At 71.8% G+C, this 24,859-nt stretch carries 22 protein-coding genes and 1 pseudogene; 11 read left to right on the top strand and 12 right to left on the bottom strand.

Features of this window, described 5'->3' with window-relative positions; all coding sequences use genetic code 11:
• Positions 1-50: 50 nt before the first annotated feature.
• Complete coding sequence (locus AB0G35_RS26320; protein WP_360954295.1) at positions 51-767, top strand: hypothetical protein; 717 nt, start codon at positions 51-53, stop codon at positions 765-767.
• A 56-nt stretch (positions 768-823) separates the two neighbouring features.
• Here the strand turns inward: AB0G35_RS26320 and AB0G35_RS26315 are convergent, their stop codons facing one another.
• A complete protein-coding gene (locus AB0G35_RS26315) occupies positions 824-2,083 on the bottom strand; it encodes a LuxR C-terminal-related transcriptional regulator (protein ID WP_360954292.1) in 1,260 nt (419 codons plus the stop codon).
• A gap of 134 nt (positions 2,084-2,217) precedes the next feature.
• On the opposite strand from AB0G35_RS26315, the gene AB0G35_RS26310 reads away from it, so the two are divergent.
• Positions 2,218-3,132 (top strand): NADP-dependent oxidoreductase, encoded by a 915-nt coding sequence (locus AB0G35_RS26310; RefSeq protein ID WP_360954289.1) that lies wholly within the window; start codon positions 2,218-2,220, stop codon positions 3,130-3,132.
• Between the two features lie 87 nt (positions 3,133-3,219).
• Here AB0G35_RS26310 and AB0G35_RS26305 read toward each other — a convergent pair whose 3' ends face one another.
• Positions 3,220-3,822: a DUF6461 domain-containing protein gene (locus AB0G35_RS26305; RefSeq protein WP_360954286.1), complete on the bottom strand. Its 603-nt coding sequence runs from the start codon at positions 3,820-3,822 to the stop codon at positions 3,220-3,222.
• Positions 3,823-4,063: 241 nt separating this feature from the next.
• Here AB0G35_RS26305 and AB0G35_RS26300 point away from each other — a divergent pair, with 241 nt between their 5' ends.
• The 3 genes from AB0G35_RS26300 (at position 4,064) to AB0G35_RS26290 (ending at position 6,640) form a co-directional block, all read left to right on the top strand.
• Entirely contained in the window at positions 4,064-5,440 is a 1,377-nt protein-coding gene (locus tag AB0G35_RS26300; RefSeq protein ID WP_360954283.1) for a M64 family metallopeptidase, read from the top strand.
• 196 nt (positions 5,441-5,636) lie between these two features.
• A complete protein-coding gene (locus AB0G35_RS26295) occupies positions 5,637-6,185 on the top strand; it encodes a DinB family protein (protein WP_360954280.1) in 549 nt (182 codons plus the stop codon).
• Between the two features lie 128 nt (positions 6,186-6,313).
• Positions 6,314-6,640 (top strand): hypothetical protein, encoded by a 327-nt coding sequence (locus AB0G35_RS26290; RefSeq protein WP_360954277.1) that lies wholly within the window; start codon positions 6,314-6,316, stop codon positions 6,638-6,640.
• A 125-nt stretch (positions 6,641-6,765) separates the two neighbouring features.
• Here AB0G35_RS26290 and AB0G35_RS26285 read toward each other — a convergent pair whose 3' ends face one another.
• The 5 genes from AB0G35_RS26285 to AB0G35_RS26265 all read right to left on the bottom strand — a co-directional run bounded on the left by AB0G35_RS26285 (position 6,766) and on the right by AB0G35_RS26265 (position 13,964).
• Entirely contained in the window at positions 6,766-9,039 is a 2,274-nt protein-coding gene (locus AB0G35_RS26285; protein ID WP_360954274.1) for a DUF4132 domain-containing protein, read from the bottom strand.
• Positions 9,040-9,154: 115 nt separating this feature from the next.
• Entirely contained in the window at positions 9,155-10,573 is a 1,419-nt protein-coding gene (locus AB0G35_RS26280) for a cytosine permease (RefSeq protein WP_360954271.1), read from the bottom strand.
• Positions 10,574-10,661: 88 nt separating this feature from the next.
• Entirely contained in the window at positions 10,662-12,497 is a 1,836-nt protein-coding gene (locus AB0G35_RS26275) for a glycoside hydrolase family 15 protein (protein ID WP_360954268.1), read from the bottom strand.
• 233 nt (positions 12,498-12,730) lie between these two features.
• Entirely contained in the window at positions 12,731-13,267 is a 537-nt protein-coding gene (locus AB0G35_RS26270; RefSeq protein ID WP_360954265.1) for a hypothetical protein, read from the bottom strand.
• Between the two features lie 76 nt (positions 13,268-13,343).
• Positions 13,344-13,964, bottom strand: a complete 621-nt coding sequence (locus AB0G35_RS26265; RefSeq protein ID WP_360954262.1) for a DinB family protein — start codon at positions 13,962-13,964, stop codon at positions 13,344-13,346.
• Positions 13,965-14,356: 392 nt separating this feature from the next.
• Here AB0G35_RS26265 and AB0G35_RS26260 point away from each other — a divergent pair, with 392 nt between their 5' ends.
• From AB0G35_RS26260 to AB0G35_RS26250, 3 genes are all read left to right on the top strand, one after another.
• Positions 14,357-15,382 carry a trypsin-like peptidase domain-containing protein gene (locus tag AB0G35_RS26260; protein WP_360954259.1) on the top strand — a complete coding sequence of 342 codons (1,026 nt, stop codon included), beginning with the start codon at positions 14,357-14,359 and terminating at the stop codon, positions 15,380-15,382.
• Between the two features lie 144 nt (positions 15,383-15,526).
• The gene (locus AB0G35_RS26255; protein ID WP_360954379.1) at positions 15,527-16,021 is read left to right on the top strand and encodes a potassium channel family protein; all 495 of its coding nucleotides are present in this window, start codon (positions 15,527-15,529) and stop codon (positions 16,019-16,021) included.
• A gap of 39 nt (positions 16,022-16,060) precedes the next feature.
• Positions 16,061-16,423 (top strand): MmcQ/YjbR family DNA-binding protein, encoded by a 363-nt coding sequence (locus tag AB0G35_RS26250; RefSeq protein WP_360954256.1) that lies wholly within the window; start codon positions 16,061-16,063, stop codon positions 16,421-16,423.
• Between the two features lie 96 nt (positions 16,424-16,519).
• Here AB0G35_RS26250 and AB0G35_RS26245 read toward each other — a convergent pair whose 3' ends face one another.
• The 3 genes from AB0G35_RS26245 to AB0G35_RS26235 all read right to left on the bottom strand — a co-directional run bounded on the left by AB0G35_RS26245 (position 16,520) and on the right by AB0G35_RS26235 (position 18,694).
• Positions 16,520-16,684: a hypothetical protein gene (locus AB0G35_RS26245; RefSeq protein WP_360954253.1), complete on the bottom strand. Its 165-nt coding sequence runs from the start codon at positions 16,682-16,684 to the stop codon at positions 16,520-16,522.
• A 317-nt stretch (positions 16,685-17,001) separates the two neighbouring features.
• Positions 17,002-17,742, bottom strand: a complete 741-nt coding sequence (locus tag AB0G35_RS26240; RefSeq protein WP_360954250.1) for a MerR family transcriptional regulator — start codon at positions 17,740-17,742, stop codon at positions 17,002-17,004.
• Positions 17,743-17,779: 37 nt separating this feature from the next.
• Complete coding sequence (locus AB0G35_RS26235) at positions 17,780-18,694, bottom strand: alpha/beta hydrolase (RefSeq protein ID WP_360954247.1); 915 nt, start codon at positions 18,692-18,694, stop codon at positions 17,780-17,782.
• A 430-nt stretch (positions 18,695-19,124) separates the two neighbouring features.
• Between AB0G35_RS26235 and AB0G35_RS26230 the strand changes: the two genes are divergently transcribed.
• The 3 genes from AB0G35_RS26230 to AB0G35_RS26220 all read left to right on the top strand — a co-directional run bounded on the left by AB0G35_RS26230 (position 19,125) and on the right by AB0G35_RS26220 (position 22,245).
• On the top strand, positions 19,125-20,351 hold the full coding sequence (locus AB0G35_RS26230) for a beta-ketoacyl-[acyl-carrier-protein] synthase family protein (RefSeq protein WP_360954244.1): 1,227 nt from the start codon (positions 19,125-19,127) through the stop codon (positions 20,349-20,351).
• Positions 20,352-20,615: 264 nt separating this feature from the next.
• Complete coding sequence (locus AB0G35_RS26225; RefSeq protein ID WP_360954241.1) at positions 20,616-22,091, top strand: SDR family oxidoreductase; 1,476 nt, start codon at positions 20,616-20,618, stop codon at positions 22,089-22,091.
• Complete coding sequence (locus AB0G35_RS26220) at positions 21,979-22,245, top strand: acyl carrier protein (RefSeq protein ID WP_360954238.1); 267 nt, start codon at positions 21,979-21,981, stop codon at positions 22,243-22,245. The genes AB0G35_RS26225 and AB0G35_RS26220 overlap by 113 nt, the downstream gene beginning before the upstream one ends.
• Before the next feature lie 40 nt (positions 22,246-22,285).
• On the opposite strand, the gene AB0G35_RS26215 is transcribed toward AB0G35_RS26220, so the two are convergent.
• Together AB0G35_RS26215 and AB0G35_RS26210 are read right to left on the bottom strand one after the other, a co-directional pair.
• Positions 22,286-23,392 (bottom strand): MMPL family transporter, encoded by a 1,107-nt coding sequence (locus AB0G35_RS26215; RefSeq protein ID WP_360954376.1) that lies wholly within the window; start codon positions 23,390-23,392, stop codon positions 22,286-22,288.
• A 155-nt stretch (positions 23,393-23,547) separates the two neighbouring features.
• Positions 23,548-24,702 (bottom strand): annotated as a pseudogene (locus AB0G35_RS26210) (MMPL family transporter); the annotation flags it as partial.
• Positions 24,703-24,859: the final 157 nt, after the last annotated feature.

Here is a 24,859-nt window from a genome sequence, read left to right as displayed (position 1 = left end):
CAGCCGCCACCATGGGCGAAGCAGCCCACAACCGGCTTGGAGGCCGACTGATGGACGCAGGCCGCCTGTCCCGTCTCGACGACGACGCGTACGAACAACTCGTCCTGGACAACGCCCACCCACCCGCACGGGACCCGGAGGTCTGGGCGGCCCTGATCGACCCGGCGCTCATCGACCGCACCCGCGACGCCCTCAACACCCTCTTCCAGCGCAGTTCGTCGGTGCTGCGCAAACGGCGCGAGGAGCGCGAGCGGTTCCGCCTGGAGTGCTTCGCCCGCGGGCCGGCGGGCAAACAGGAGTGGTTCGCCTCGAAGCGGGAGTACGACGCCTGGCGGCACCGCGCGGCGAACTTCAGCCGGACGGTGCAGAACGCCCTGTCGGAGATCAACAAGGCGAAGAAGGAGCTCAACCGCTCCATGAACCACCAGGTGGCGCAGAACCACCGGGACCGGCTGCGCGACCTCGCCTGCGCGGTGCACCGCCACCAGGCCGCGCACGCCCGGTCCGGCGGCATCGCCGATCAGGCCGACTACGAACTCTGGCGTGCCCTGGACCGGATCACCGTCCCGATAGGGCCGGCGAACGAACCGACGTCACTGCGCACGATGCTGGACATCTACTGGAGCGATGTGACCCCGGTGGACGAGGGCCAGGAGCGGCGGGCCCGCGCGGAGCGGGCGATGCGCGCGGCACCGGCCGGCCAGGCGGCGCGGTTCAGCGGCGTGCCGAAGGCCCGACACCTGGGCAACGGCAAGCACCTGGCATAGGAGGCGGACCGTCGACCGTCCGCCACCACGGAGCGCACCGCGGTACCGACCCGCCCCTACGCCACGGCGTGGAAGAGCGCCGCCGCCGCGCCCCGTGATTCGACGCCCAGTTTGGTGAGGATCTTGGCGACGTGGAACTTCACCGTCGACTCGCTGATGTGGAGTTCCTCGGCGATCGCCCGGTTCCGGTGCCCGAGCGCGAGCCGCGCCAGCACCTCCAACTCCCGCTCGCCCAGCGCGGTCAGCGGATCGGGCGCCGGGTCCTGGGACACCCGCAGCGGGATCGTCACCGACACCGTCGTGCCCCAGCCGGGCACCGCGTCGATGTCCAGGCGGCCCTTGAGGACATCGAGCCGTTCCCGTACCCCTCCGGCCGCCGGCGCGTCGGGCGCGAGGGTCCCGGGCCCGTCGTCCCGTACGGTCGCGCGCAGTTCGTCGTCGTTGATCTGCCAGCAGACATGCACCCGGGTCACCGCCTCCTGCTCCAGCGCCTTCATCAGCACGGCCCGGACGACCGCCCGCGCGGTGTGGGCCACGTCGGCGGCCAGGGTCCGCACGGAGTCGGGAGCGCCCAGTTCGAGCCGTACGGGGCTGTGACGCACCAGCGGCCGGAGGGATTCGGCGAGCCGGGCGAAGGCCTGGTCGGCCGGTTCCTCGGCGATCTGCTGGTCCCGTTCGGCCTCCGCGCGCAGTTCGACCAGGGCGGAGACCGCCAGGTCCGTGGCGGTGGCACGGGCCGCCGCATCGTCCAGGGTGCGGCTGCGCAGGACGCCCAGTACGCCGGTGAGCGCAGCCGAGTACGCCTCGCCCAGCTCGGCGATCACCCGCGCCCGGGTGCCGGCGGCGGTCCGTGAGCGGGCCAGCGCACCGGGCACGGCCTCCGCGGCCAGTCGGTCGAAGTGGCTGGTGACGATGTCCCACAGGGCCTGGACGAGCGCCGTGACGCCCTCCTCGACCGGTGCGGCCGCCGCGTCGCGCACCAGCAGCAGGACCGCGCCGCGGGGCGTGGCATGACTGGTGACGGCGAGCACCGGCCGCTCGGCACCGGCCAGATCGAGGGTCCCCTGCCACGGCCGGCCCGGAGTGCCGGCGGCGAGCAGCGGGGCCAGGTCCGCGGTGGCGAGCCGTCCGATGATCTCCGGGTCGCCGGCCGTCTTGAACGGCGAGTGCGCGCAGTGCGTGGAGAGTTCGGCCACCGCACGGTGCGGGACCGCCGCGGACAGCACCTCGGAGAGCCGCGGCAGGATCTCGCCCAGCGGCTGGCGGATCACCTCGTAGGCGGCGGTCAGGGCGGGTACGGCTCCGGTCAGCTCCATGCCGTCAGCCTAGCCAGGCACGACGGAACGGGCGCTGGCCTTTCGGCCAGGGGGGACTGGCCCGACGGCCGGGGACCGGGCACTCCCCCGGGAGCGAGGCTGGAGCCCGCACACCACAAGCGGGGAGATACCACATGAAGGCGATCATTTACCACAGCTTCGGCGGCCCGGAAGTGCTCACGTTCGGGGAGACCGAGAAGCCCGAACCGGGCCCGGGGGAAGTCCGGGTGAAGGTGGTGACGGTCGGCGTCAATCCACTGGACTACAAGCGGCGTTACGGCTGGGTGGAGCAGCACTACCCGACCACCTTCCCCGCGGTGCCCGGTCTGGAGTTCGCCGGGATCGTGGACGCGCTCGGCCCGGGCGACCACGAGGTGTCCGTCGGGGACGAGGTCTTCGGCTGGACCAGCACCGGCGCCTACGCCGAGTACGCGCTGGCCGGGGACATCGTCCGCAAGCCCGCCGAGCTGTCCTTCCGGGCCGCGGCGGCGCTGCCCGTCGCCGGGGAGACCGCGCAGCGGGTGCTCGACGCGCTGGGTCTGGCCGAGGGCGAGACGCTGCTGCTGCACGGCGCCGCGGGGGCGGTCGGCCAGATGGCCGTCCAGCTGGCGGTGGCCCTGGGCGCCACGGTGGTGGGCACGGCCTCGCCCGCCAACCACGACTTCCTGCGGGCGCTCGGTGCGATACCGGTGGCGTACGGCGAGGGGCTCGCCGACCGGGTCCGGGCCGCCGCCCCGCAGGGCGTGGACGCCGTTTTCGACGCGGCCGGGCATGAGGTGCTGCCGCTCTCGATCGCGCTGCGCGGCGGGACGACGGACCGCATCGTCACCATCGCCGACCCGAACGCGGCCGAGCACGGCGTGCCGTTCTCCGCGGGCGGTACGCCCTCGGAGCAGGTCCGCGCGGGCCTGGTCCGGCAGGCCCGGCTCGCCGTGGAGGGCCGGCTGTCCGTACCGGTCGTCGAGACGTTCCCGCTCGCCGAGGCCGCCGCGGCACAGGAGTTGAGCGAGGCGGGCCATGTGCGGGGGAAGCTGGTCATCGAGGTCTGAGCCCGGCAGGTCCGCCTGCGCCAGATGACCTGGGTGCCGTCACGGTCCACGGGGCCGTGACGGCTTTCCCGTTGTCGGGTCGAACGCTCAACTCGGCTGCACCTCCGGCGCGGGCAGCGGCAGCAGGCTGCCGCTCCAGCGCTTCTCGTCGTCCGCGGCCGGGGTGACGCGCAACCCGAAGGCGTTCTCGGCGAGAGCCAGGACGCTGTGCAACGGGGCGGGTTCCCCGCGGACGAGACCGAGCGGGCGCATGAACGCGTCGAGCCGCTGGGGGTCCAGGCCGGTCGGACCGACCGGCTCAAGGGTGTGGAAATCGACGATGGTCTCGCCGTCCACCGCGTACTTGAACCAGTGCATCGGCTGCTCGTTGTGGTACAGCGCGACCGCCTCCGTGCCCTGCGAGACCGCGCACAGGATCCTCTCGTCCAGCCCGTGCCTGCCGCCCTGCTCCCATGCCCACGACCACGCCCCGTCGGTGCCGGTCGTCACCACCGGTTCGTCCTCGTCGAGCAGGGTGTCGGCGAACTCGTCGGCCAGTTCGGCGGCGTCGCGCAGGGCCAGGGTGTCCGGATCGATCCCCATGCGCGCCAGCAAGTCCGTGGGGGACACGCCTTTGCCGAAGGTCAGCGTGTAGAGGGGGACGTCTGCACGAAAGTGGTCCAGCCCCTGCCTTGCACCGGTACTCGTCATGCCCAGGATGCTGTCACGCCGCACTGACACGCCGGCGCTGCAGGGCCCGGCCGGTGGCACCGTGGCGGGCCGACGCCCGGACGAAGAAGTTACCCATGAGCTTTCCGTTATTTCTGGTGTTTTCCGTTATCCCTGTGGTTTCCCGTTGCCCTTGCCGTTCCGACCCTCTACGTTGAGCGGCGCCCTGTTTCAGGGCGCAACTCGCCGCCCCTGCGGCGACGTTCGGAAGGACAAACCCCCCATGCTCAGACGTTCCCCCTCCATACCCGGCACCGGTCGGCACCGTGGTGCCACCGGACGCGAACCGCGCCGCCCCTCGCTGCGCACCGCGGCTTCCGGCGTACTGGCCGTCGCCGCGCTGGCCGCCGCCACGGCCGCGGCGAGCACCGCACAGGGCGCCGCCCCGGCTGCCTCCCCGCAGCCCCGACACACCCAGCGGGTCGAGTACTTCACCGGCCCGGGCGGCCACCCCCGGCACACCTCCGTAGCGGCTCCGAAGCCGTTGTCCCGCTCCCAGAAGACGGCGATCGCCGCCGGCGACGGCGATGTCACGCCGATCGTCCAGAACGGCCCGGTCGGCAGCAAACTGGACGTCGTCTTCATCGGCGACGGCTACACCTCCGCCCAACAGGAGGACTTCCACGCCGACGTCCGCGCCAAGTGGAAGAAGATCAGCGCCGTGGAGCCCTACGCCTCCTACAGCGGCCAGTTCAACGTCTGGGCGGTGGACGCCGTCTCCCACGATTCCGGCGTCTCCGGTGACCCGACCCAGGACGTGGTCCGGAACACCGCCCTCGGCTCCGGGTTCTTCTGCGACGGGACCGAGCGGCTGCTCTGCGTCGACACCGGGAAGGTCGAGGCGTACGCCGCCAAGGCCCCGGCCGCCGACCTGGTGGTCGTCCTCTCCAACTCCACCAAGTACGGCGGCGCGGGCTACAACGACATCTCCTCCCAGGTCGGCTACGACGGGATCGCCACCGCCTCCTCGGACAACGACCGGTCCGATCAGATCGCGGTGCACGAGACCGGGCATTCGCTCGGGAAGCTCGCCGACGAGTACGACTACGGCGAGTCCGGCACCTACTCCGGGCCCGAGCCCCAGCAGGCCAACCTCACCACCCTCTCCGCCGACCAGCTGGCCGCACAGCGTCAGAAGTGGTACCGCTGGCTCGGCCAGGAGTCCCCGGACGGCGGCCCCGTGGGAGCCTACGAGGGCGGCGGCTACTACCAGTACGGGCTCAACCGCCCCACCGAGAACTCGATCATGCGGAGCCTCGGGCGGGAGTTCAACCTGCCCGGCCGCGAGGCGATGATCGGGGGCTTCTACCGGTTCGGGAGCGTGCTCAGCAGCCCGCTGGCCACCGACCGGGCGCTCACCCGCGGCACCCGCATCCGTGTCACCGTGCCCGCGTCCGCGCAGCTCAAGTGGTACGTCGACGGCCGTGAGCGGAAGTCCGCGCGCGGCCGGACCACGGTCGTGCCGCGCAGCCTCGGCGTCCCGGCCGACGGCCGCCGGCACACCGTCACGGCCCGCGCCGCCGACCGTACCGCCGCGGTCCGCGACCCGGCGCTGCGCCGCCTGATGGCGGGCAAGCTGAGCTGGCGGATCGCCCCGTAGCAGCCCCGGAGTCAGCACCCGCCCTGGGGGTGACGGGCCCGCGCGGGCCCGTCACCCCCAGCAGCGTTGTCAGTGGCCCCTGCCACACTCGGCGACATCCACATCCGGAACCGTCCGAGTCCGAGAGGACCCGACCGCGAGGCCGGGAGCCTGATGCCGGGAGCCCGGCGCCGGGGGCCCGGAAGGGAGCCAGACGATGACCGGCCGAGCAACCCCTGCGCACTACTCCCCCCAACTGGACAGCGATACCCGCCGCCCGACGCCCGCGACGGGCGGTGAGCGGGAGACGCTGAATGCGGTGCTCGACTGGCACCGCGCCACCTTCGCGCTCAAGTGCGCCGGCCTGTCGACGGAGCAGCTCTCCGAAAAGGCGGTGCCGCCCTCCGGGCTCTCCCTGCACGGCCTGGTCCGGCATCTGGCGGGCTGCGAACGCTGGTGGTTCCGGATCCAGTTCGCCGGTGAGGAGCTGCCCTTGCTGTACTACTCCGACGACGATCCCGACCAGGACTTCACCGCGCTCGACGGTGATGCCGACGAGGCCTTCGCCGTCTGGCGGGCCGAGTGCGAGCGGTCGCGGGAGATCGTCGCCGCCGCGCCATCGTTGGAGGAGACCGGGATCCGCAAAAGAACGGGCGAACCGGTCTCGCTGCGCAGCATCCTGGTGGACAGGATCGCCGAGTACGCCCGGCACAACGGCCATGCCGATCTGCTGCGCGAACGACTCGACGGCACCATCGGTCGATAGCCGGCGCCACGGAGAGCCCCCATGTGACTCAGGTCACACAGGAGGGTGTCATACGTCGAAGTGCCCTTCTCCGTGTACGGGGTGACGGGCCCGCACGGGGCCCGGACCTACGGGGAAAGGACATCAACGTGCGCAACAGGCGAGTTCTCACCACCGCGCTGGCGGCCGCCGCGCTCACGGTCGCCGGTCTGGGCGGCGCTGCCCAGGCCCACGCCACCACCGGCGCCAAGACCGCCGCACGGTCCCAGGCCACCGCTGCCCAGTCCGCCGCTTCCGTGCGGCACCAGGTCCGGCCGATGGACGGTCCGCCCGGCACGGTGTGGACCGGCAAGAAGTTCTGGACCCTCAGCGGCTGCCAGGCGGCCGGTACGGACCTGGTCGCCAGCGGTAAGTGGGCCGATCCCTTCTGCGACGGCTCGGGGCTCCAGTGGGACCTGTGGGCCCGTCCGCTCTAAGCAGCTCACGACACCGGTAGGCCACCGGTAGTCATGGGCGTACCTTGCGCTTCAAGGGTCGTCCCCGCGCAGATCCGCGGCTGCGCGGGGACGACGCCGTTCCGGCCAGGGCCGAAGCCCTCGGCTCAGGTACCGGCGCCTGCCATGAGGTGCTCCACCGTCCGCACCACGCGTTCCAGAAGCGTCTCGTCGTAGGGCAGGAACGGCAGCGGAACCGCCCGCCGTCCCGTCGGCAGGCTGATCTCCACGGGATCACCGTCCCGGGTGACCCGCCCGGTGGCCAGGTGGATGCCGTAACGGCCGTCCAACAGCAGTCGCCTTTCGCCGAGTTCGACCCGGCCGGTCGCTATCTGTGCCGCGAGGATGCGGCGCAGCGCCTCCCGGCGCATCCGTGCGCCCTCGCCCAGCGGCAGGTCGTAGAGGCGGTTCAGCTGCTGCCGGGCGCCTGGTTCATGGCCGTGGGATGCGCACCAGCCGAAGCTGCCGGCACTGACCAGCAGGTCGACGGCGCGCAGGATCTCCGAGAGCCGCACGGCATCGACCTCCGCCAGGGGCTGGGGACTTCCGTCGGCGTGCAGGAGCTTGACCTCCAGCGCCTCCGCCCAGCCACTGGCACCGGGATAGAGCGACCCGGCGATCACGAAGCACGCCGTCAACTCGCCCGCCCCGCCGACGGGCAGGACGAGTACGTCGTCCTCGATGTTCCAGCCCTGGCGCACGGCCAGGCCGAGGACCGCCTCGACCCGGACGAGGTGACCGTGGAACATGGCCGTGGTGTGGGCGAAGTCCCCGGTGGCGTCGGGGCGGTAGTGCTCCCGGTAGGCCTGGCGGAACGGCTGGCGCAGCCCCAGCTCCGCGATCCGGTCGCGCCAGGAGCGCCGCTCGTCGGCGGTGGCGCGGGCCGGGTGCCAGAGCCGGACCGCGGCGGACCCGGCCGGCTCGGGGCCGTCGTCGATCGACTCCGCCGCGGGCAGGACGGCCCGCCACTCCCCCGGCGCGTACTCGACCTCCCAGATGAGGCGAGCGGCGGTGCCCCGGACCACGGGACTGTGGGCAAGGGCATCGCGCCAGCGGTCGTACCGATGGACCGTGCCCTCCAGATAGCCGCCTTCCACTCCGCGGATCAGTGTGCGTATCTGGGTGCGTGCCTTCGCCAGCAGGTCACGAGCGGCCGCGACCTCGTCGGGGTGGTCCCGCCGGGCGGCGGCCGGCAGGGACGCAAGCGCCCGCCCGTCGGCACGTTCCCAGGTCAGGGTGGCCTCCTCGCCGACCGTGAGAAGGGCGGTGTACGGGCCGCAGGGGAGGCGCCGGGTCCCGTCGGCGTCGAGGCCCAGGTCCGGTATGCGCAGGGCGAGTTCGGGACGTCGGGCGAGGTTGCGTTCGGCGCGCCGCAGTGTGCGGTCGAGCTTCTTGGTGACGCCGGCGTGCCGGACGACGCGGCGGGCCTCACGCAGCGCGGCGAGGGATTCGGGGGTCGGGTGGGCCTCGACGGCCTGGGCGAGACCGATGCAGGCGGCCTGCGAGGGCAGGGTCTTGGCGGTGGTCGGGGCCACCGCGCTGTGCGGCAGGAGCGTCGCGAAGAGCTGCCCGGCCCATGGTTCGTCACGCCGCAGGGCCCGTCGGGCGGCCCGCCACAGCGTGTTGGTGTCGGCGCCGGTGAAGGCCTTGTCGGCGGCGTAGGGGATCCGGCCGGCATGCACGGCGGCGAGGTGGTCGGCCGCGGTGCCAAGCACCTGGCGGGCCAGCTCGGTGTGCAGTTCCTCGGCGGCCGGCCCGAGCGCGGCATCCGTCAGCACCGGCCACTCACCGGTCAGCGGTGCGTACCGCCGGTCCTCGGCGACCAGGGCCCGCTCACGGGGTCCCGTCGCGAGCAGCACCTCGATCTCCGCGGAGCGCAACGGGCTGTCGGCGTAGCAATCCCGCAGGCGCCCGGCCAGCTCCCGCTCGGCCTCCGGGCCGGCCAGCGCGGCCACCGCCAGGGCGGCATCGGCGGTTTCGCCGACCTCGCGCCCGGCGGCCTCCACCAGGATGGCCGCGGGCTTCCGCAACGCCTCCTCGTCCCACGCTTCGGTGCAGCGCAGCAGGCCGCCGGCCGCGAACCGCACGTCATGGGGCCGCGGGGACTGGGACTCGGCCAGTGCCAGGAAGAGTTCGGTGAGCGCGAGGGAGGTGAACGAGGGCTGCACGTCGCTCCAGGTGACCCTGCGGGCGACCTGGCGGGCGTGGTCGGGCGCATCCTCGTCGGCGAGGGTGCGGTACGCGACCGGCAGCAGCATGCCCAGCTCCGCCGACGTCAGTTGGGCGCAAGCGGCCCAGAGGCCGCCGGACCACCCAGCGTCCGGCTCCGGCCCGGTCATGGCGGCGCGCAACCGGGCCGCGTGCGGTGACAGTTCGTTCATGTCGACGACCGTAGCCCCAGGGTCTGACAATGCCCTCTGACCTGCACCGCAGCCGGTGAACCCGCCGCAGCGCCCCGCCCCGCCCGCGAAGTGGCGGTCGCCCCGGCCGGCGTGCTCAGGCGCGCACCGCCTGGACCGGCGCCCCGGGCTTCCGCGCCCCCGCGCCCCGATGGCGCAGCGCCCACCGCAGCGGCGCGTACACCGCCACCGACACCGCGAAGGCCACGTAGTACGCGAGGTCGGCGCCGTGCAGTGCGGCCGCTACCGGGCCGGTGAAGAGAGAGGTGTTCATGAACGGCACGGCGGCGGCGAACGCGGCGAGGAAGGCCACGCAGCCGGGCCACCACGGCTGCGGCCGGCCGCTCTCGGCCGCGACGTCGATCGGCGCGCCGCCCCGGGCGGTGGCCCGCACCCGCGCGTCCACGAGCACGATGCCCACGAAGCCGGGAATCCAGTAGCCGACGAACAGCAGCAGGTGCTGGAAGCGGACGGTGGTGTTCGCCGCGTGCAGCCACAGCACGAGCAGGAAGCCGAGGACGGCGGCGGCCGCGGCGGCGAGCGGCCTGGGCACCCGTAGGCCGGCCGCCTGGAGGGCCAGCGAGCCGCTGTAGTCGTTCATCGCATTGCTGCACACCGCCGCGGCCGCGAGAGCGAGCAGGCCCAGAGCGCCGAGGAATCCGCCGCCCAGCAGACCGTGCACGCCGGCGGCGGTCTGGTCGGTGAACAGCCCGGCTCCCCACAGCCCCAGGGTCTGCACCCCCACGCAGGAGACCACCATGCCCAGCAGCGAGTACCAGAACATCCGCGGCCGGGAGGTGCTGCGCGGCAGATAGCGGCTGAAGTCGGAGGCGTACGGCGCCCAGGAGACGGCCAGGCTGAGCGCCACGGTGCTGGTCAGCGCGCATGCCCCGAGGCGGTCGGCGCCGTGCGCGGTGCCCGGCACCGGCAGCGGCACACCGGTCAGCAGCTTGGCGCCGAGGACCAGGAACGCCGCGCCCAGCACGAAGGTCATCACGGTCTGGAGCCGGTGCAGCACCTCGTACCCGAAGACCCCGACGGCGCCCTGCAGGAGCAGCACCGCCAGCGCGCCCGTCCAGAACGGCCAACCGAGCAGCTGCGCCAGCGCCTCCCCGCCGGACAGCCCGACGAGGGCGTCCCAGGCGACGGCCGTGAGCCACTGCAGGACACCGGGCAGCACCACCCCACCACCGAACGCGAGCCGCGCCAGCGGCAGCTGCCCGGTGCCGGTCCGGCTGCCCCATGTGCACAGGTACGCGGCCGGCAGCGCGCCGACCACCGTGCCGAGGACCATCGCGACCAGCGCGGTCCAGAAATCCAGGCCCAGCGAGACGCCCACCGCGCCGGTGAAGACCCCGGTCATGGTCAGGTTGGGCGCACACCACACGGTGAACAGCCGCGCCGGAGTCCCGTAGCGGTTGCTCTCGGGCACCGGCTCGATGCCGTGCCCCTCCACCGCCAGGTCCCCGGCGCGGCCGGGCATCCGCCCACGGAACGCGGAGTCTTCGATGGTCATACCTCTCCCGGCATCAACGGCAACGCCCCACCGTAGGCGGCGCGTTCTGCCGTGCCGCCACCGGGGAGGCATCAGCGGGGAACGGTCGTCAGCCCAGGGCCCGGTCGAGGTTGAAGGCGGCGCTGATCAGTGCCAGGTGGGTGAAGGCCTGCGGGAAGTTGCCGATCTGTTCGCCGGTGCGGCCGATCTCCTCGGCGTACAGGCCCAGGTGGTTGCCGTAGGTGAGCATCTTCTCGAAGGCGAGCCGGGCCTCGTCGACGCGGCCGGCGCGGGAGAGCGCCTCGACGTACCAGAACGAGCAGATCGAGAAGGTGCCCTCCTCACCGCGCAGGCCGTCCGGGCTGCTGCGCGGGTCGTAGCGGTAGACCAGCGAGTCGGACACCAGGTCCTCGCCCAGCACGTCGAGGGTGGAGAGCCATTTCGGATCGGTGGGCGAGATGAACTTGGCCAGCGGCATCATCAGCACGGCGGCGTCCAGAACGGTGTCGCCCTCGTGCTGGACGAACGCCTTCCGCTCCGGGGACCAGCCCCGGTCCATGATCCTGCGGTAGATCGTGTCGCGGGTCCGCCCCCACCGGAGCACGTCCGCCGGCAGCCCGCGGTGGCTGGCGATCCGCATCGCGCGTTCGATGGCGACCCAGCACATCAGCTGCGAATACAGGAAGTTCTGCGTCTTGCCGCGGGTCTCCCAGATCCCCTCGTCCGGCTGGTCCCAGTTCTCGCAGACCCAGTTGACCAGGTGGCCGATGGCGTCCCAGTGCTCACTGGACAGCGGCTCACCCCACTTGTCGTAGAGGTAGAGCGAATCGATCAGGGCACCGTAGATGTCCAGTTGGAGCTGCTGGACGGCGTTGTTGCCGATACGGACGGGGGCCGAGCCCAGATGTCCCTCCAGATGGGACAGCTCCTCCTCGGGCAGTTCGCTGCGGCCGTCGATGCCGTACATGATCTGCAGCGGGCCGGCCGCGCAGCCCTCGGGCCGGATGTTGCCGGAGAGGAAGTGCACAAACGCCCTGGCCTCATCGGTGAAGCCCAGTCTGAGCAGCGCGTAAATACAGAAGGCGGCGTCCCGCACCCAGGCGTAGCGGTAGTCCCAGTTCCGCTCGCCGCCGATCTGCTCGGGCAGGCTGGTGGTGGGGGCGGCCACGATGGCGCCGGTCGGCGCGTACGTGAGGAGCTTGAGGGTGAGCGCGGAGCGGTGCACCATCTCCCGCCAGCGCCCCCGGTACCGGGAGTGGGACAGCCAGCTGCGCCAGTACCGCACCGTGGCGTCAAACAGCTCCTCGGCCTCCGCCGCCGGACAGGCCCGAGGCTCCAGTCCTCCGCCGATACGGTCGAGCGCGAACACCGCGGCGTCGCCCTCGTGCAGCTTGAACGAGGACCAGGCGTCCGGGCCGTCGATCTCGACCGGAACGCTGGACGTCAGCGCCAGCGCCAGCCCCGGGGACTCGAAGACCGTATGGCACCCGTGGCTGCTCACGGTGTGCGCACGCCGGCCGTAGTCGAACCGGGGAGCCACCCGGGCGATGAACGGAAGCGTGCCGCGGACGCACAGCACCCGGCGGATCAGCCGGTGCCGGTCCGCCTCGCGCGAGTCGTCGACGATCGGCATGAAGTCCTGGACCTCGCCGACGCCGTTGTCCGCGAAGAAGCGCGTGATCAGGATGTTGGTGTCGGGGAAGTAGAACTGCTTGGTCCGGGCGGGCACGTCCGGCGCCAGAGCGAACGCCCCTCCGCGGTCGGCGTCCAGGAGGGCGGCGAACACACTGGGCGCGTCGAAACGGCTGCAGCAGTACCAGTCGATGGTGCCGTTCGTGCCGACGAGTGCGGCCGTCCGCATATCGCCGATCAGGCCGTGTTCGGCTATGGGGATGTAGCGCGGCGCGTCCGCCTTACTGGGACGCAGGCTCTCACCGGCGGCCATGAGACCTCCCCGGCACTGGGGACAGGAGGGCTCCGTTCAGGTTACCTCCGGGCCGTGACACCCCGCGAACGAGGCCGGGGCGGGGGCGGGCCCCCCGCAGCGGTCGGGATCATGGCCGGCCCGGCCCCGCCGGCCGGGTGCGCTTCGCCGCCGCGGCAAACGTTGCAGAGGGCAACGAACCACGGCGACCAGCCTTGCCCGGACGGGCACCGGGACGGCGATCACGCCCCGCGCTACTCGGCCGGGTCGGCTCGCGCGGGGTCGGCTCGCGCGGGGTCGGCTCGCGCGGGGTCGGCTCGCGCGGGGTCGGCTTGCGCGGGATGGGCCGCCGTCGCCAGCCGCGCCACCACGCTGTCCGCCAGCGCCTCCGCCTCCTCGCGGTCCAGGCCGCGCTCGACGGCGCGCTCAAGGATGTGCGTACGCACCAGCGTCAGCTCGTCCCGCGCCAGCTCGATCAGCACCCGGTCCGGCGCGGCGGGAGCACGGCGCAGCAGCCTGCGCAGCCCTGCCCGCCCGCGTGCCAGCACGTTCTCCGTGGCCATGTCGACCCCGCGCCTGGCCGCCTGGTCGAGGACGAGCCAGACCACCGGCGTGACCAGGGACACCATCTCCGCATAGCCGAAGCCCAGCGGTTCCCCCCGCCGGCCCTGCCGACCGAGGGTCCGAACGACCCGGTCGTCGTCGAACTGCCGCAGGCTGTCGACCAGCGGCAGCTCGTGCGCCGCACGCTCCGCCACCACCTCGCGGACCACATCACGCACCTTGACCATCAGCAACCCCCGTATCCCTGCCGCACGTTGAGACCATTGCAGCATGGTCTGCCCCGCCAGCAAGCAGCAGATTCCGTCACTCCCCGCGGACCCGGTACAGATCCCGTAGCAGCGCGATCTCCGCTCCGTGGTGCAGCAGTTCCTGGTTGACCCACCAGACGATGTCGATGAACGGGTCCTCGGGGTCGCTGCCGTGCGGGTAGGTGCTGTATCCGACCGTGTCCAGTGCATCGTCGTCGGCACCGAGCAGGGTCTTCCGCCACGCCGTGGCGCCGGCGTGGAAGGCCGCGATCGCCCCGGCGGCGTCTCCGCTGCTGCAGTAGTCGTCCCGGGTCAGCGTGCGGCCACCGGATGTGTGGTCGGCTCGCAGGGTCAGGACTTCGCTGAGGTGGCTCAGGCGCCAGGCGAGGGTGGTGAAGGGCGGCGGCACGGGGTGCGGCGCGGGAGCGTCGTCCCGCCCCCACTCGCCGGTGCCGGCCAGCATCGTCGCGCCCGGCCCCGGCCCGTCCGTACGCCGTCGCACCGACCAGCAGCCGGCCACCGGCTCCCAGAGGTACTCCTCGTCGGTCATGACGTCGACCTCGACGTCCGTGCCGTTCCCGCTGTCCATGACGGGCCCGGTCAACCGGTCCGCGAGTCGCCGGTACGCGAAATCGAACTGCTCCAACAACGGGATCATGCGGGACGGTACGGACATCGGACACTCCTTGCGCGGGGCTGAAGGGGCGGAATCGATCACTTGGCCCACCACCCTGTCACAACGACGCCCCTGTCCGACGTGCCAAAGCCCGAGTTGCCGCAAGTGGCCCGCAGAGCAGACCTGTTGACACCCGTCGCAGGCGCCCGCCGACGGCTCTCCCCCGCCGGGTGGCCGCCGCCCGCGGAGCCGTGCGCGTACCGCATCCGCCACGCCCCCGGGACGGGCTGGTCGGCACGCCCTCTCGCCACACCGGACCTTCCCGTAGGACCATGTCTCGCCCGCCCGGATCCACCACGCCCGTCATCCGCACGCGCACGCCGTAAGCCGCCCCCTCATCCCCCGCCCTCGGCACTCAACGCTCGGCCAGCATCCCCGGGAGGACCCCGATCATGCCCAGACCGATCGCCGTACGCGGCCGCCGCCCCCTCCTCCTCACCACCCTCCTCCTCGGACTCACCGGACTGTTACTGATCGTCCCGCCGGCCCCCTTCGCCCCCCTCGCCCACGCAGCCGGTGCCTCCCACCCGACGGCCGCAACGTCCGCATCCGCCTCCGCATCGGACGATGACGTGTACTGGACGCCGCAGCGCATGGCGGCCGCCGAGCCGGTCACGGCCGGCACGCGTGGCCGAGCGAGCCGGAACAGCAGCCTCCGCGCAGCGCACACGTCGGCGGAGGCGGATCCGGTGCCGCCCAGCCACCCGTTCGACGGCCTCCCGCAAGTCGGCACCTTCTTCTGGACGGACGGCACCCACACCGGCCGCTTCTGCGGGGGAACGGTCGTCCGCAGCCCGCTCCGCAACCTCGTCGTCACCGCCGCACACTGTCTGCGCGCGCCCGACCCGAAGCGCCATCTGTCGTTCGTGCCGCAGTACCACGACGGCCTGAAACCCCACGGGATCTACCCCGTCGACCGGATCTACCTGGACCAGCGCTACTACGACCTCGGTACGGACGGCGGCGCGCGCTGGGACTACGCGGTCGTACGGCTCGGGGTCCGCGCGGACGGGGCCGAGGTGGAGGACGTCACCGGCGGGTACGACCTGGTCCCCTATCCCGGATACCACCACCGCAACGTACGGCTCATCGGTTACCCGGGGCACAGTGACACCACCCAGCCCAAGCCGCTGGACTGCACCTCGTCCACGCACCGCTACACCAGCACCGACCCGGCCGCTCCCGGCGACTTCCTGGAGATCGCCTGCGCCGGCTATATCGGCGGCACCTCCGGCGGGCCCTTCCTCGTACGGGACTTCACGGGTTACGCCCTGATCGGCGTCATCGGCGGCTACCACACCGGCGGTGACGTCCCCGACGTCTCCTACAGCTCGTATTTCACCCTCGACACGCTGGCTCTCTACCTGCACGCCGTACACGGCGACACTCCGGCCGCACCCCGCGTTCCGTCCTCCTGACGAGGCCGCGGTACCGCCCGCTGTTAATCTCGACGCATCTCGGCATCGCCGTGAGAAAACCGGCTTTCCGCCGGAGAGCCGGTTTTCCGCGAGACGCCATTGCATTCCCGTCAGACTGGCAGTGGAAGGTGATGACCCCCGTTGGTGCCGTCGTTTCTTGCGTCCGCCCTGAATCGCCTCTTCAAGAACGAGGCATGGCGCCGGCTGCACGCACGGGCCGCTTTCTGGGTGACCATGGGCATGGGCGCACTACTGCTCAGTGGCGCCGCGCTGACCGTCGTCGCCGAATCGGGCGCGGCACGGGCGAATATCACGTCGTACCCGAAAGCGCTGTGGTGGTCGATCGAGACGGCGACCACAGTGGGGTACGGGGACTTCTATCCGGTGACGGTATGGGGCAGGGTCATCGCGTCCCTTTTGATGCTGGGCGCCATTACGGCGTTCGGCGTCGTCACGGCCGCCCTCGCCACCTGGTTCGTCGGCCGTGCGGAGCAGGACGCAATCCGGCTGGGCAAGGCGATCGGCAGCCACGCGCGTGAAGACGCGGAGGCGCTGCGGGCGGAGCTGCGAGTGCTGCACGCGCGTTTCGACCACGTCGAGAACCTGATCCGGGGCCGCGGTCCCACCGGGTCTTCCTGAACGCTTCGGGAGCGTCGTCGACGGGGCTAAAGTAGTGACGTGATCGATTCCTCCGACGTCCGCCGCATTGCCCTGTCCCTCCCGGAAACGGTGGAGAAGGAAGCCTGGGACATGCCCACGTTCCGGGTGGCGGGAAAGATGTTCATCACCGTTCCCGACGACGAGACGTCATGCGCCGTGCGCTGCCCGATCCATGAGCGGCAGGAACTGATCGCCGCGGAACCGCACAAATTCTGGGTGCCGCCGCATGAGGCGAGTTCGCACTGGGTGCGGGTCCGGCTGGCCGAACTTGAGGATGTGGACGAACTCCGGGACATCCTCGTGGATTCCTGGCAGCAAGCCGCCCCGGCGCGGTTGTTGGAGACCTACCGCCCGGGCAGGAACAGGAACGACCCATCGTGAAAGGCGCGGTTGCGATCGACCGAGCGGGCAAACGCCGGAAGGAAAGAGTGTGCGCCTGAGCGAGCCGCTCGCGGGGCGAGTGCCGGCGCACGCCCCCTATTGGTGGTGACGGCGACGCAGATCGCTCCAGTCGAGGGCCTGGGACGCCTTGAGTTGGGAATGTTCCGCCGCCTCACGGGTTGCGGCGAGGACATCGCCGTGCTCCTCGACGAGCTCTTCGTAGATGGGCGTGGCACCGGAGGGCTGCATGGCGGTGGTCATGTCGGTGATTCCTTCTTTTTCCTTCTACTGACGCTGGTTCGGCTCGGTAGGAATTCGCCGCCCCGGGAAGAAGGGAGCACCTGTGGGGTCAGCCGGCCGCGGCGGATCGACGGAAACCTTGGTGCGCAAAGGGAGGTTGTCCCCACTGATACACCGCTCCCCCGTGCGGCGCTGGCCATCGTGTCATGCGCGCGGCGAGCGCGCAAAGATCATCCCAGAGCCTGAGACTGTTGATCACCGTTGATGAGCGAACGCACGGTTTGTGCGCGGGAGGGATACGCGCGAAGACGGCCGGACGCCACCAGGGAGCCGGAACGTCAGCTGTCGCGCCCGGCGGTTCGGCGCTGCTCGGCACGGTGGGCGAGCGCACTGAGGATGCGTTGCCATGCCGGTGATGCCTCGTCGAAGATCCGGGAGAAGACCAGCTCCAGGTTCGCTGACCGGCTGCTGTCCCGTTCGTGCGTGATCTCCCATGCGTCCAGGTCGTCGATGAGCTTGTCCAGGCGTGGATCGTGCGGATCCCAGTCGACCGATTGATCACAGGCGAGATACAGGCGCGTCGTCTCGGGGTCGTCGAATCTGCTGTTCTTGTCCCGTATCCGTTGCGGCATGGAGCGCGGGTCCAGTGCCTGCAGCAGGATCCACGAGTCGCGCTCAAGTCGTACCCTCCGTTCGCTGACCCCGAGGCTGCGCATCCGGTCCAGGATGGCGACCACCTCCGGGGGCAGGACGAGCCGTTCGCCGCTTGCCAGTTCGGCGATCCGGCTGCGGTATGCGGTGAGCTGGTCGATCTTGCGCTGCAATGCGGCGTCGATGTCGGTGAGGGCCGCGGCGAATTCGGTCGGCTGCGCATGCAGCAGCGCATCGATACGGGCCAGCGGAACACCGGCATCGGCGAGGGTCCTGATCCGGATGAGATCCACCGCCGCTTGTGCGCTGTAGCGGCGGTATCCGGAGGCATCGCGTTCGGGCTCGGGCAACAGGCCGAAGTGGTGGTAATGGCGAACGGTGCGCACGGTCACGCCCGCTGTCGCTGCGAGTTGGCTGATCGTCAGCACCGTTCACCTCTGATCGTCGGGCCTGGGCGTGCCGATTCTAGGGGCGAGCCGCCCGGTCGAGGACGTCGCGGACCGCCTGGACCACGGCATCGGGGCGGTCGAAGCAGAGCCGGTGGTGGAAGGTGTCGGAGAGGATGCGTTGTTCCCCTCGCGAGACCGCGCTCACCAGGGCGGCGTCCATGGCCGTCTTGGCGTCGTTCATCTCGTGCTGCATCCGCTCCGACGTCAGCGCCTGCTGGGCGGCGTCCGTGCCGACCACGGTGAGAGCGACCACCGGGACATCGGGAATGTTCGGCCCGGCCCGCAGTTCGGTGGCGAGCTCGGCCAACCCGGTGCGCTCGGCGATGCCGACGTCGGTCCATTCGTCACTCATCTTGGCATCGAGCAGCGCCTGCCGCAGGTGCTCCGGGTGGTCGGCGAGCAACTCGGCGTGCATCTCGCGCAGGGCCGGGCGCATCTGTGCCAGCTGCTCTCGGTCAGGTGCCCTCTCCTCGACCGCGGCCAGACCCGCCGCGGGAGGCATGAAGTCGTCCCAGTCACGGTGGAAGGCGTCCAACCAGACCAGCCCGGCCACGTCCTGGGGGTACAGCTGCGCGAAGCGATGCGCGTAGGCGCCGCCGAGGGAGTGTGCCGCCAGCACGTAGGGGGCGGCGATGTCCTGGGCGCGCAGCAGCTCGTGCAGTTCCGTGGCGACCGCGGCGGCGGTGCGCGGCAGCGGAAGGGGGTCGCTGTAGCCCGTGCCGCCACGGTCGTACACCACGGCGGTGGTGAACTGCGAAACGCCTTGCTGAACACCGAAATAGTCCAGGCCGACCGCGCTCGCGCCCGGCAGGAACACGACGGCCGGCCCGCCGCTGCCCGACCGATGCACGAAAATACGGCGGCCGTCGATCTCCTGGAACCCTCCGATCGGCGGGGCGAACCGATCCGAGGAAGTGCTGTTGTTCGTCATGCGACGAGGCTCCAACCCTGACGCAGGGTCAAGGTCAAGCCCTTCCGCCGCGATACCCGAAATATCCACAGTTGTCGATGCGCTGTGACGCCGCGAGGTCCGCATCGCATGGATCGGGTATCGCATCGATCGGGTGCGGCCGGATCGTTCCCGGCTCGATGCCGGTGCTGCGCACTGCGGCGGGTCGACTTCATCGGCTTGCGGGGGCCGCACAGCGTCCGCGCCCCCTCGAAGGGCTGCGTTCCGCTCTCCGCAGGCGCTCCGGATGTGCGACCGCGGGTTCCGGGCCCTCGCTCGTCGCGCCGGTCCGGGAAGGCTGCGGCTGGTCGGGGGACGCTGCGGCTTGGCGTGCCCCGGGGCGGGGGGACGCCTCCAATACTGGGCGCATGCCGGAAATCGCTGAGGCGCGGGTGCGGAGAGCGGGGGCCGAATGAACGCGCGAGACGTGGCCGTCACGGGGCTCGGGCTGGTGACGCCCGCGGGCGTGGGTGTCGCCGCCACCTGGCAGGGTGTGCTGAGGGGCGAGTCCACCGCGGCGACCGAGCCGTCACTCGCCGGCCTCCCGGTGGACTTCTGCTGCCGGGTGCCCCGCTTCGACGCCGCCGCGCAGCTCGGACGCCGGCTCTCCTGGCGTCTGGACCGGTGCGCCGCCATGGCCCTGGTGGCTGCCCGCGAGGCGGTGAAGGACGCCGGACTGGGTGCGGGCCACTGGGATCCCGTACGGGTGGGGGTCGTCCTCGGGGTGGGGACGGCGAGCATGGAGCGCTACGAGGCGGAGTTCACCAAGCTCACGGAGGGACGGGCCACGGACATCTCCCCGTTGGCCATTCCGCGCAGTGTGCCGAACATGGTGGCCGGCGAAGTCGGGATGGACCTCCAGGTGCGCGGTCCGAACCTGACGGTCAGTACGGCGTGCGCGTCCGGGGCCACGGCCCTGGGGACCGCCCGCCAACTGCTGCTCACGGACGCCTGCGACGTGGTGGTGGCGGGCGGCAGCGAATCGCTGTGCAGCCGGGTTCCGGCCGCCTGCTTCCACCAGATGGGCGCGCTGTCCCGGCGGGCGGACGATCCGGCGGGCGCGTCCCGCCCCTTTGACGCGGACCGTGACGGGTTCGTCCTGGCGGAGGGGGCCGGGGTGCTCGTACTGGAGCGGCTGGGGCACGCCCGGTCCCGGGGCGCCCGCCCGCACGCCTACCTGTCCGGCTACGGGGCGTCCTGCGACGCGTACCACTTCACGGCGCCGCACCCGGAAGGGCGGGGGGCGGCCGAGGCGTTGGCGGCCGCGCTGGGCGACGCGGGGATCGATCCGAGCGACATCGACCACGTCAATGCGCACGGCACGTCAACGGTCCTCAACGACCGGGCGGAGGCGCTGGCGCTGCGGCAGGTCTTCCGGCGGCCGCCGCCGGTGACCGCGGTGAAGGGGGCGCTGGGGCACTCGGCCGGTGGTGCCGGGGCGATCGAGGCGGCCTGCACGGTCCTGACGCTGACCGAGCAAGTGATCCCGCCGACGGCGAACCTGCAGCGACCGGATCCCGATATCGGGCTTGACGTGGTCGCGAAGGTGCCACGGCCGTTGCCGATGGCGGCGGCGGTGAGCAATGCGTTCGGGTTCGGCGGCCAGAACGCGGTACTGGTCTTCCGCGCGGCGCCTTAGGACGGGCGTTCCTCTGCCGTGGGCGGGCGTTCCTTATGTCATGGCTGCTGGCGGGACCGGTGCGGGGCCGCGCGGTAGCGGCCGGAGGTCACGCGAATGCTCGCATTGCCACGGTGCGCCGGTTCGCCGGGGCCTCTGATCCCTGACTCTTCGACATACTGCGACAAATTCCGATAAATAGAAATAATGCCCGTGCCACGACGTGCGGCCGGCGGTGCGTACGCTGCCGCGCCGCAGCCGGCACGCGGTCGAAGGAGTGAGTCGTTGATCACGATCACCGGTGCCACCGGCTTTCTCGGCGCACATCTCCTCGCCGCGCTGCTGCGCAGGGACGACCGTCCCGTCTGCGCCCTCGTGCGCGGCGATCCGGTGTCGGCCCGCGAACGACTGCTGCGGGCCGTACGCAGCACGGGCGCCGGGCCTGGTACGGAATCCGGAGACGAGCCGGAGGGCCGCTCCTGCTCCGGGGCCTCCTCCGGGGCCGGAGCCGGGGCCGAGACCGTGGCCGAGACCGGGGCCGAGACCGTGGCCGAGTGGGCCGCCGACGAGTTCCACCGGCGGGTCACCCCGGTACGGATCGACCTGGCCGCCCCGCGGCTGGGACTGCCCGAGGCGGAACACGCGGCGCTGGCACGCCGCACCCAGGAGTTGTGGCACTGCGCCGCCGACACCAGCCCGCTCGGCCAAGCGGCCGCCCTGCACCGCACCAACGTGGAAGGCACCCGCCGCATCCTGGAACTGCTGCACGCCGGCGGGCACACCGCCCCGCTGTTCCACATCAGCACCGCCTTCGTGGCGGGCCGCCGCCGCACGGGCGTGGTCTACGAGGACACCCTGGATGAGCAGTACGGCTTTGCCACCCCGTACGAGGAGTCCAAGTTCCGCGCCGAGAGCCTGGTCCGCGCATGGGCACGGTCCGAGGGCCGGCCGGCGGTGATCTTCCGCCCTAGTCTCCTGGTGACCGACCGGCCGACCCAGGCGGGCGAGCCGCGCCACTGGCTGGCGGTCCAGGCGGCGCGGATCAGCATGTTGGAACGACAGGATCCGGCACTCGTCCTGCGCGCCGCCGGCCTGGCCGCCGACGACATCAGCCTCCCCTATACGGCGCGAGTGCCGGGACGGCCGGACGCCCTCGTCAACCTCCTCCAGGTCGACTGGGCGGTGACGGCCATGCTCCGCTGCGCCGCCACCCGCACGGCACAAACAGTGGTCCAGCCGGAACCGCCTGCGGTGACGTATCACGTGGTCCATCCGCACGACTGCTCGGTGCAGGAGCTGGTGCAGATCGCCTTGAGCGGATGTGACTGGCTCGATGTCAAGCTCGACCCGGATGTGACGGCAGAGGACATGCGGCCGCTGGAGCGGTTCCTCATCCGCCTGGCCGCCGGACTGACCCCGCACTGGTGGTCCCGCCGCCACTACGACCGGACCCACCTGGAGGCCGCAACGACCGGCCTGGCTCCCCCGCCGGAACTGTCCGGGAAGTACGTCCGCGCGGGCATGCGCATGCCCTCGTCACCCGAGCCCTCCGCCGCCCCGTCCGCCTCCTCCGCTCCCTCTCCCTCTGGGTCTTCCTCCTCTCCCTCGTCGTCTTCCTCCTCCGCACAGAAGGGAGCCGTGACGGCTCGTGTCCGATCTCCGCCCGACGACCACTTCCCCCGCCCCCTCCCCCAGCTACGACGTCATCTGCACGGCCCTCCACGAGACCTTCGGTATCGACCCGGCCGAACTGCGCCCTGACGCGACGTTCGAGGAACTCGACGTCGATTCCCTCGCACTGCTGGAATTCGCCCTCGTCATGGGCGAACGCCTCGGTGTGACCGGGGAGACCGAACTGCGACCGGGGATGACGCTCGCGGAGGCAACAGCGCTCGTCGACACGTCTTCCTCATGACCGCCACGTCCAGCACGTGACCGAGGTGTCCCGCTCCCCCTCACCGACGATCGAGGTCGGGACCCAGGCTCGACTTGAGGGCCAGGTCCGTCACCTCGGCGTGACCAGGTGCGACTGACAAACCGTCATGGCGAGGAAGTCCATGTCGGGGGCGAGGACCGCGGTGGCCGCGCCCCGGCACCCACCAGTTGGCGCACCCCGCCAGCCGCATCACCGACGGGACGAGTACCCCTCGCACCACCGTGGCGTCGACCACGACCGCCAGTGCCAGACTGACTCCCAGCTCCTTCAGCAGCAGCACGCCCGAGGAGGCGAGTGCACCCATCGCCACGGCCACGGCGAGCGCGGCGGCGGTGAACAGCCGCCCGGTCCGGGCGATGCCGTGGACGACCGCCGCCGTGTTGTCGCCCGTCGCCCGGTAGTGCTCCTGGATACGGGAGAGCAGAAACAGCTCGTAGTCCACGGACAGACCGAAGGCCACGCTGAACAGGAGCAGCGGAATGGTCATGTCGATCGTGCCGGTGACGGTGAAGTCGCCGAGCAGCGAGCGCAGATGACCGTCCTGGAAGACGAAGACGATACCGCCGAGGGCGGCGGTGAGGCTCAGTGCCGCCACCGCGAGCACCTTCAGCGGAATCAGCACGCTGCGGGTGAACAGGAACACCACGGTCATGGTCCCGACGGCGATCAGCCCCAAGGCCAGCGGCAGCCGGTTCGCCAACGCGGCGCGCGCATCGACGACTTGGGCGGGCCAACCGGCAAGGTGGGCGGTCCGCCGGGGGCGGGCAGCCGGCGGACCGCGTGCACGAGTGCGGCAGCGCGCTCCGACTGCGGATCGGGCCGCAGGGTCAACGTCACCACCGTGCCCCGGACCGCCACCCGCCCGGTGGCTGCCGCCACACCCGAACCGGTCGCCTCTGCCGGCGAACCGGCGGTCGGCCTGCGTGGATCGGCCGCTCCCTCGCCCGCCGGGCGCCGCCCGCCCGCATACCGTCCCGTCGCCGCCGGCACGGTCACCGTCGCTTCCCCCCGAACCCCGGCCAGCCCGGACAGTCTGCGCCCGTACGCATCCAACGCCGCCCGGTCGGCCACCGGATCGACGCGCGGCAGGACCACCGCGAGGGTGCCCTCCGCGGACGTCCCCCACTCCCTCCGTACGAGATCGGCGGTCGCATGCGATGCGGCGGCCGCCGGCAGGATCCGTTCATCGGCGAGTCCGGAGCGACCGTGCGCGAACGGCAGCACCAGCACCGCGAGCACCACCATGCAGGCCGCTCCCCAGCACACCGTCCGTCGGGTGACCGCCCGTACGACCGCGCCCCACAGCGGACTGTCCCCGCCAATCGTCGGCGCCGGCGCCCACCGGAACCGCCCCAGGGGATCCAGCGCCGTCACCCGGCTCCCCCAGCAGACCAGCACCGCAGGCAGCACCAACACGGCGGTCAGGGCAGCGAGTACGACCACCACCATCCCCGCGTACGCCATCGAGCGCAGGAACGAGAAGGGGAACACCCACAGCGCGGCCAGCGCCGCGGTCACCGTACCGGCCGACACCGCGACCGTACGGCCTGCCGTCGCCACGCTGACCCGCGCCGCGTCCTCGGCGGCACGCCCGCGGGACCGCTCCTCGCGGAACCGGGCGACGATGAACAGGGCGTAATCCACCGCCAGTCCGAACCCGAGCGCACCGACGAGGTTGACCGCGAAGACGGAGACGTCCGTGACGGCGGTGATCCCCCGCAGCACCGCGAGCGCCCCCACCGCCGACACCCCGCCGACCAGCACCGGAAGCAGCGCCTCCACCAGCGAACGGAACGCCAGGGCCAGGATCACGAAGGTCAGCGGGGCGGCGATCAGCTCGGCCCGCAGCAGGTCCGTGCGGGCTTGCACGGTCGACTGCGCCAGACTCCACGCGGGCCCGGTGGCCCGGATCTCGAACGGGCCGGTCTCCCCCGTGTAGCGCGGTACGATCCGCTCCGCCGTACGCGCCGTAGCGGTCTCGCTGCCCTCCAGATCGACCAGTACGAGCGCGGCCCGCCCACCCGGCGACCGCAGACCGGCGCCACGGTCAGGCACACGAGCGGTATCGCCGTCCCCGCCGGTAGCCCAGTACGAACGCGCTCCGGCCACCCCTGCCTCAGCCGCCAAACGCGCCGTCAGCCGTCGTCCCGCGGCCCGTACCACCGGACCGTCCAGTGAGCGGCGCGGCGATACCGGCCGGACGACGAGGACGAGTTCCGGACTGCCGGCACCGTAGCGTGTCGCCCACGCCTCGGCCCGCGCCGAAGGCGTCCCCGACGCGGCCAGCCCACCGACGGACAGCCGATCGGCCAGCCCCGAGGCAGCGCACCCGAAGAGGACGCACAGCACCCCCGCCACCACCAGCACCCGCCGCGGAAACCGCACCCCCCACTGCGCCCACCCCCACCACGCCCGCCCGCCGCATCCGTTGCGCATCGCGCCATGGTCCGGCCGGCCTACCGCCAGGCGGAGCTGACGCGCCGTCACTCGTGACACACGTGGAGCGGATGGCGCACCATGAACGGCACACCACCACTACGCCGCACACCGACGGCCTGCCCAACGGGTCAGCAGCCGTGGCATGTGTGTTCAT

The sequence above is a fragment of the Streptomyces sp. NPDC021749 genome (genome assembly GCF_040640655.1).
Lineage (GTDB): Bacteria > Actinomycetota > Actinomycetes > Streptomycetales > Streptomycetaceae > Streptomyces.
This window is presented reverse-complemented; position numbering and strand designations above follow the sequence as displayed.

What these genes read in the sequence shown, in the direction of transcription:
- AB0G35_RS26300 (WP_360954283.1), top strand. Translation starts at nt 4,064, where the DNA reads ATGCTCAGACGTTCCCCCTCCATACCCGGCACCGGTCGGCACCGTGGT.
- AB0G35_RS26305 (WP_360954286.1), bottom strand. Translation starts at nt 3,822, where the DNA reads ATGACGAGTACCGGTGCAAGGCAGGGGCTGGACCACTTTCGTGCAGAC.
- AB0G35_RS26235 (WP_360954247.1), bottom strand. Translation starts at nt 18,694, where the DNA reads ATGACGAACAACAGCACTTCCTCGGATCGGTTCGCCCCGCCGATCGGA.
- AB0G35_RS26260 (WP_360954259.1), top strand. Translation starts at nt 14,357, where the DNA reads ATGCCCAGACCGATCGCCGTACGCGGCCGCCGCCCCCTCCTCCTCACC.
- AB0G35_RS26280 (WP_360954271.1), bottom strand. Translation starts at nt 10,573, where the DNA reads ATGACCATCGAAGACTCCGCGTTCCGTGGGCGGATGCCCGGCCGCGCC.
- AB0G35_RS26245 (WP_360954253.1), bottom strand. Translation starts at nt 16,684, where the DNA reads ATGACCACCGCCATGCAGCCCTCCGGTGCCACGCCCATCTACGAAGAG.
- AB0G35_RS26315 (WP_360954292.1), bottom strand. Translation starts at nt 2,083, where the DNA reads ATGGAGCTGACCGGAGCCGTACCCGCCCTGACCGCCGCCTACGAGGTG.
- AB0G35_RS26270 (WP_360954265.1), bottom strand. Translation starts at nt 13,267, where the DNA reads ATGGTCAAGGTGCGTGATGTGGTCCGCGAGGTGGTGGCGGAGCGTGCG.
- AB0G35_RS26320 (WP_360954295.1), top strand. Translation starts at nt 51, where the DNA reads ATGGACGCAGGCCGCCTGTCCCGTCTCGACGACGACGCGTACGAACAA.
- AB0G35_RS26295 (WP_360954280.1), top strand. Translation starts at nt 5,637, where the DNA reads ATGACCGGCCGAGCAACCCCTGCGCACTACTCCCCCCAACTGGACAGC.
- AB0G35_RS26265 (WP_360954262.1), bottom strand. Translation starts at nt 13,964, where the DNA reads ATGTCCGTACCGTCCCGCATGATCCCGTTGTTGGAGCAGTTCGATTTC.
- AB0G35_RS26285 (WP_360954274.1), bottom strand. Translation starts at nt 9,039, where the DNA reads ATGAACGAACTGTCACCGCACGCGGCCCGGTTGCGCGCCGCCATGACC.
- AB0G35_RS26310 (WP_360954289.1), top strand. Translation starts at nt 2,218, where the DNA reads ATGAAGGCGATCATTTACCACAGCTTCGGCGGCCCGGAAGTGCTCACG.
- AB0G35_RS26275 (WP_360954268.1), bottom strand. Translation starts at nt 12,497, where the DNA reads ATGGCCGCCGGTGAGAGCCTGCGTCCCAGTAAGGCGGACGCGCCGCGC.
- AB0G35_RS26230 (WP_360954244.1), top strand. Translation starts at nt 19,125, where the DNA reads ATGAACGCGCGAGACGTGGCCGTCACGGGGCTCGGGCTGGTGACGCCC.